The sequence below is a fragment of the Ensifer sp. ENS07 genome (assembly GCF_014852185.1).
GTDB classification, from domain to species: domain Bacteria; phylum Pseudomonadota; class Alphaproteobacteria; order Rhizobiales; family Rhizobiaceae; genus Ensifer; species Ensifer adhaerens.
Genome location: NZ_JACVBE010000037.1, coordinates 1 through 4,334, shown reverse-complemented (window position 1 = coordinate 4,334; position 4,334 = coordinate 1). Strand labels below are relative to the sequence as shown.

The following is a 4,334-nucleotide window of genomic DNA, read 5'->3' as shown; positions in this document are numbered from 1 at the left end:
ACCCGGCGGCTGGAGAAGGGCCGGTTTATCTGGCCGAACATGGAGGGCGGGGCGGTAGCAATCTCACCGGCGCAATTGTCCTATTTGTTGTCCGGGATCGATTGGCGCAATCCGCAGGAAACCTGGCGTCCGACACGGATCGGATAGCATTATTGCATTGAAAATATTGAATGAATCTGATCGAATGGCTTCATGACTTCGAAGCCTGTGGATCTTCCTGCGGACCTTGCGAGCGCCTATCTGGCGCTGCTTTCCGAGCGTGAGATGTTACAGGCTGAACGTGATGTCGTTGTCGCCGAGCGCGACACCGTCGTCGCTGAACGGGACATTGCGGTGGCGCAAGCCGCCAATGCGCAGGCCATGTTGTCCGACAGCGAGGCGTTGATCGCCAAACTGGAGCTGGCGATCGAAAAGCTGAGGCGGGAGCTTCGCGGAAAGCGTTCCGAGCGCACCGCGCGCCTGATCGACCAGATGGAATTGCAGCTCGAAGAGCTGGTGATGGCCGCGACAGAGGACGCGGTTGCAGCCCAGGCGGCTGCCGCCAAGACCGCGAGCGTGCATTCGTTCACGCGCAAACGGCCGGTCCGAAAGCCGTGGCCGGAGGAGATCGAGCGCGAGCGCGTGGTGATCGATCCACCAGTCACCTGTGCATGCTGCGGCGGGTCGCGCCTGTCGAAACTGGGCGAGGACGTCACCGAGACGCTCGAGGAGGTTCCGCGCCGGTTCAAGGTGATCGAAACCGTACGCGAGAAATTTAGCTGCCGGGACTGCGAGAAGATCAGCCAGGCGCCGGCACCCTTCCATGCCACGCCACGCGGCTTTATCGGTCCTCATCTGCTGGCGACGATCCTGTTCGCCCGCTCAACCGCCAGAGCACCCGGTTCAAATGCGAGGGCATCGAGCTTTCGACCTCGACGTTGGCCGACCAGGTCGGGTATGGAACGGCCGCGCTCCTGCCGATCTTTGATCTGATCGAAACGCATGTCTTCGCGGCCGAGCGGCTTTTTGGCGACGACACCACCATTCCCATCCAGGCCAAAGACAAATGCACGACCGGGCGAATATGGACGTACGTGTGCGATGACCGGCCCTACGGCGGCGCGGCAGCGCCGGCGGCCATATACTATGCGTCGAGCGACCGCCGCGGCGAGCATCCGCAGAAGCACCTGGCCGCGTATGGCGGCATTCCGCAGAGTGATTGTTACAATGGCTTCGAGCCGCTCAGTGTCGCCGAAAAGAAAGCGGTGCCGATCACCTTCGCCTTTTGTCATGCGCACGCGCGGCGCAAATTCTTTGAACTGGCCGACATCCAGAAAAATGCCCGCGACCGCAAACGCAAGGGCAAGCCAATCTCGCCGATCGCATTGGAGGCCGTCCAACGGTACGACGCGCTGTTTGAGATCGAGCGCGACATCAATGGATTGAGCGCCGCAGAACGGTTGGCCGCGCGGCAGGAAAAGAGCAAGCCGCTGTTCGATGACATGCACGCGTGGCTGAAACGGGAGCGCGCCTCGCTCAGCAAATCGTCCGAGGTGATCGAGCCGATCGATTACATGCTGAAGCGCTGGGATGGCTTTGCCCGTTTCCTCGACGATGGCCGGATTTGTCTCACGAACAATGCGGCCGAGCGCGCGCTGAGAGGAATTGCCCTCGGGCGTCGAAACTGGACCTTCGCCGGCTCCCAGCGTGGGGCCGATCGTGCCGCCATCATGCTCTCCGTCATCACGACTTGCCGTCTCAACGACGTCGACCCAAAGGCGTGGCTCGCCGATGTGTTTAGCCGCATCGCCGATCTTCCCGTCTCCCGCCTGCACGAACTGCTGCCGTGGCAATGGAAGACACACAAAGGGACGGCTATTGCGGCGGCCGCGTAAACAGCTCCCGGAACAATGCTTCTGAACGCGCCAAGCCTTCATCGGTCAGGATCAATGACTTCGACTTGTTGACTGGGTCGCCGATCAAGCCCTTCTTGTGAAGCCGATCCGTCGTTGCCCAGTCGAAGCCCTTCCAGGTACAGCATTCGTTATGCAGCGTCAGCCATAGCAGCGCCAAAACCGCATCGTCGATCTTGTCCTCATCGATCTCCATGAACCCACGTTACCACGCGCGGCGCTCAAAATCCTGCGGCCCTGCTCGGATGGATACCTTGTTCCTCGCTCTTGAGTGCAGCAAATCGCAATGTTGGTCCGTGGCAGCCTCAGCGATTGCTTCCGCATCGATGATGTCGCTCTTGTTCGACTTTACGTACGGCTTCACGAACTGCGCGGGGATTAAAGAGCGCCTGTATCTTCCCGGCAATCACTGAGATCCTGCGCACGATTCCATCCCCACGATCGCCGGTGCTCGCGCTTGAAGAACTGTAGCAGCGTGTCGCGTCGGAAACGAGCCTTCTGGACTGGGATGCCATCGCTACCGAGGCCGACAACGTGAAAGATGTTCGTGCCAATATCAATTCGATAGACAGCCGCTGAGCGCGGCATATTGCGCTGTGGCATGGCAACCTCCTTCGGTTTGGCCGCCTCATGATGCGGCGACGAGGCGCACCATCCCATTAATGGTGACGCCCGATGTGAAGCGGAATGCTGTAGCTCATGTCTGCGAGAAGCATGGTGTGAGCCAGCGTAGGGCGTACGAGGTTTTGCCCATTGATCGGTCGAGCGTGCGATACCGCAGCATCCGGCACGATGACGGTCATATCCGTGAAGCTATGAAGATGGTGGCGTCCGAGCGCCGTCGTTTCGGTTATCGGCGCATTCACGTCATGCGGGATCGGCAGGGGATCGTCATGAACCTGAAGAAGCTCCGGCGTTTCTATCGGGAAGAGAAGCTGACCGTGCGCAAACGTGGCGGTCGCAAGCATGCCTTGGGCACGAGACGGCCTTTGGCATTGCCGTCGCGTCCCAATGAGCGCTGGAGCCTCGACTTCGTCAGCGACGCTTTCGCGGATGGTCGTCGCTTTCGGGTCCTGGCTGTCGTTGACGACTTCGCCCGCGAATGCCTGGCGCTGGTGGCCGACACATCGCTCTCAGGGGTGCGGCTTGCACGGGAACTGGATGCCATCATCGCCCGGCGCGGAAAGCCACGGATCGTTGTTTCCGACAACGGCACGGAGATGACGAGCATGGCCACTCGCAAGTGATGCCAAGGCACGCGCGTCGAATGGCATTACATCGCACCAGGCAAACCGATGCAAAACGGTTTCGTGGAAAGCTTCAATGGCAGCTTCCGTGACGAATGCCTCAACGAAACCCTGTTCTCATCGCTGGCACAAGCGCCACATTCCTCTCTGGGTAATATCACGCCCAATGAGTTTGCAATGAAAATCGCTCTGGAAAAACAGGCGGCGTGAGGCCAGACTGAAAACCCAAGACTTCCCCGAAAACTGGAGGGAACAAGGGTCTCAGGTTATTTTCGCTCGTTTGTGCGCTGAGGAACGGCAACCCGCTCGAAGCATTGGATTTGCGCCACGCCAGACGGCGGGCGCTCGCCGGTCCCTCATTTGGGTGATTGCATCCAACTAAGTATTGGTTGAGTGTGCCAATTTGAAACTCAATGGGGGATTGAATGATGGCAAATTTGACTGGAACGGCTGGCGATGACGTTCTTTACGGAACAGCAAACGATAGGAACACCATCTCTGGGCTGGCAGGAAGCGACTGGCTCCAGGGCGGGGACCTCATCGATGTGATCTACGGCGGCGAGGGTGACGACTCTATTGCAGGCGGCGAAGCGTATGACAGGCTCTATGGTGAGGCTGGAGACGATTATCTTTCCGGTGGCGGCGGAGCCGACAACCTCGATGGCGGCGATGGCGCGGATACGCTCCAAGGCGATGACGGTTCGGATGTGATCTCAGGTGGAGCAGGAAACGATTCAATATACGGCGGTGACGGCGCCGATTATCTCCATGGCGATGACGGGGATGATCGTCTGGAGGGCGGAGACGGCGCTGATTACATTAACACAGGGATCGGAAACGACGACGTATTGGCGGGAGCCGGCGACGATGTTGTTGACCTGAGCTTCTCTTCGAGCGTCCTCGACCAAAAGACGGTCTATGCAGGAACGGGCAACGACTGGATCACTGCCGCGGCCAGCAGTGACAAGATTGACGGCGGAATGGGGCAAGACATTGTTGCATACCGCTCGTCAACTGCCGCCGTCACTGTGAACCTCTTAACCGGCAACGGCTCTGGCGGGTTTGCGACCGGGGATACCTATCGATCGATCGAGGACGTTCAGGGCTCACTTTACAATGACAAGCTGACAGCAAACGGTAACTATAACGAAGTTTTCGGCTACGATGGTGACGACCTAATCGAAGGCGGAGCTGG

At 59.2% G+C, this 4,334-nt stretch carries 4 protein-coding genes and 2 pseudogenes; 4 read left to right on the top strand and 2 right to left on the bottom strand.

The genetic code is table 11. The features are described 5' to 3' along the window. The first annotated feature begins 9 nt into the window (after positions 1–9). Positions 10–147, top strand: a complete 138-nt coding sequence (gene tnpB / locus IB277_RS37415; protein ID WP_256436374.1) for a transposase — start codon at positions 10–12, stop codon at positions 145–147. Positions 148–192: 45 nt separating this feature from the next. After that, positions 193–1,874, top strand: a pseudogene (locus tag IB277_RS37410) (IS66 family transposase). Here the strand turns inward: IB277_RS37410 and IB277_RS37405 are convergent. Both IB277_RS37405 and IB277_RS37400 read right to left on the bottom strand, forming a co-directional pair. Then, a complete protein-coding gene (locus IB277_RS37405; protein WP_192373374.1) occupies positions 1,855–2,088 on the bottom strand; it encodes a DUF6429 family protein in 234 nt (77 codons plus the stop codon). The pseudogene IB277_RS37410 and the gene IB277_RS37405 overlap by 20 nt on opposite strands. A gap of 182 nt (positions 2,089–2,270) precedes the next feature. Next, positions 2,271–2,495, bottom strand: coding sequence for a hypothetical protein (locus tag IB277_RS37400; protein WP_246812922.1), 225 nt, complete (start codon positions 2,493–2,495; stop codon positions 2,271–2,273). A 59-nt stretch (positions 2,496–2,554) separates the two neighbouring features. On the opposite strand from IB277_RS37400, the pseudogene IB277_RS38535 reads away from it, so the two are divergent. Further along, positions 2,555–3,349: pseudogene (locus IB277_RS38535) on the top strand (IS3 family transposase); the annotation flags it as partial. A gap of 218 nt (positions 3,350–3,567) precedes the next feature. Further along, positions 3,568–4,334: calcium-binding protein (locus IB277_RS37385; protein ID WP_305853051.1), on the top strand; the 767-nt coding region annotated here is incomplete at its 3' end.